Annotated in this window: 1 protein-coding gene and 1 pseudogene; both read left to right on the top strand. The window is 62.4% G+C overall.

Translation table 11 applies throughout. From position 1 onward, the window contains the following. The coding region (locus ACI2KK_RS28935; protein ID WP_404671642.1) for a hypothetical protein at positions 1-927 on the top strand (927 nt) is incomplete at its 5' end. Between the two features lie 17 nt (positions 928-944). Further along, positions 945-1,810, top strand: a pseudogene (locus tag ACI2KK_RS28940) (hypothetical protein); the annotation flags it as partial.

Here is a 1,810-nt window from a genome sequence, read left to right on the forward strand (position 1 = left end):
CCGGATGGCCATAGCTGGTTTACCTGGGTCGGGATAGGGCTCGGGGTGCTGGGAACCGCCCTCACCCTGGGTGCCCTTGCTCCGGCTTTTGCCGTTGTAGCTGGCGCCGCAGTAGCCGGCACGCTCGCCATGAGCACTCTGGCTGCCGCTGTCGCCACCATAGGCACCACGGCCGCCAGCATCGCTGCGACGGTGACTGCCGCCGCCCTCAGCGTCGTTTCGCTGGGCACCGGTGTGGCGGGTACCACGCTGGAGGCGATGGGTAAGGACCAGAAAACGGCCGGCATACTGGGTTGGGTATCGCTGGGGACCGGGTTGGTTGGCAGTGTGCTGGAAATCGGAGCAGGTTTGACGTCAGGGGCGATGAAAGCGGGGAAAGTTGGCAGGGGTACGCAGATACAGGGGTCGTCCCGAACGAGCTCACTCAGCGGTGCCGTTGAACAGCCGATGCCACCATCAACAGCAATTAACGAGATTATGTATGACTCAGATGGGAATCAAATGTTCGCTTTTCTTAGGCGAGGGCTCAAGAGGGACATGGCGGTAATTGTCACACACGCCGATGAAAGTGGCATTCTCATGAACAGTCATGGCCATCATGTAACCGGGGGAGTTCTTGCACAGGAAGAAATAGCCCCACGCCTCAATCGACTCGCCAGTTATAGGGACAATCCCGACAAACCTGTGTTGCTGCTGGCCTGCTACGCGGGGTCGTCCGGAGCAGCACAGTCGGCTGCCGACACATTGAGGCGGCCTGTGGTCGCATACGCCCACAGCATTACTACCGATGCGCTTGAGCGTTTGGATGATTTCGATCTTATGGTTGGTGTGAGGGAGCACGCCTCTGATTTCAGGATTTTTCCCGAAACCGGCTCAATTTATCGCCCTGGGAATCCATTAGTTTTTATGCCTTCTCGTATCCGATAAATCATGGAGCACCCGGCATGAACGCCCCAGCCACCCCGTTCACGCTCGGCCGCCAGCACTTCGACGGCCTCGGCCGCCAACTCACCGTCGAGTGCGGCGGACGCACCACCGAGTCCCACCACATCGCCAACCAGTTGCCGGTCAGCCACAACATCCTCGCCGACCGCCAGCGCGTCGGCTTCAGCTACATACCCGAACTCGACCACCTGGTGCGGCAGATCACCCCTGCCAATGAACCGCCGCAAACCTTCGACTACGACCCCAGGCTCGCCCTCATCAGCTCCGCCAGCGGCCAGCTGGGCCAGCAGCGCACCAGCTACACCGCCGCAGGCAAGCCGCGCAGCGATACCTGGACCCTCGCAGGCCACAACCATGTCACCACCTGGCAGTACAGCCTAACCGGCCTGCTGCTCGGCTTCACCGACGCCACCACCGCCGAGCACCGCTACCACTACGATGCCTTCGGCCGCCTGCACCAGTTACAGGCCGGCAGCGTGACCTGTAGCTTCACCTACGACGACTTCGCCCGCCCCCTGCGCAGCACCACCCGCGATACCCGCAGTGGCAACCAGCTGGCCCAAAGCCTCACCTACGACAGCCTCGGCCGCGAGCACACCCGCACCTTCGAAACCACCGGCAACAGCACCAGCCGCCAGGTGCAAACCCTCACCTACACCGACCTCGACCAGCTCGCCAGCCGCCACTGGCAACGCGATGGCGCCCAGGGCAGCGAGCACTTCAGCTACGACCTGCATGGCCGCCTGGTGCTCTATACCGCAGACTCCGCAGTGGCCCCCGAAGACCCGTTCGGCAACCGCGTGGTCCGCCAGCAGTTCACCCTCAACCGCTACGACGGCCATACCCAGATAACCAGCCTGTTCGA

The sequence above is a fragment of the Pseudomonas sp. NPDC089406 genome (assembly GCF_044900265.1).
Classification (GTDB): domain Bacteria; phylum Pseudomonadota; class Gammaproteobacteria; order Pseudomonadales; family Pseudomonadaceae; genus Aquipseudomonas; species Aquipseudomonas fakonensis.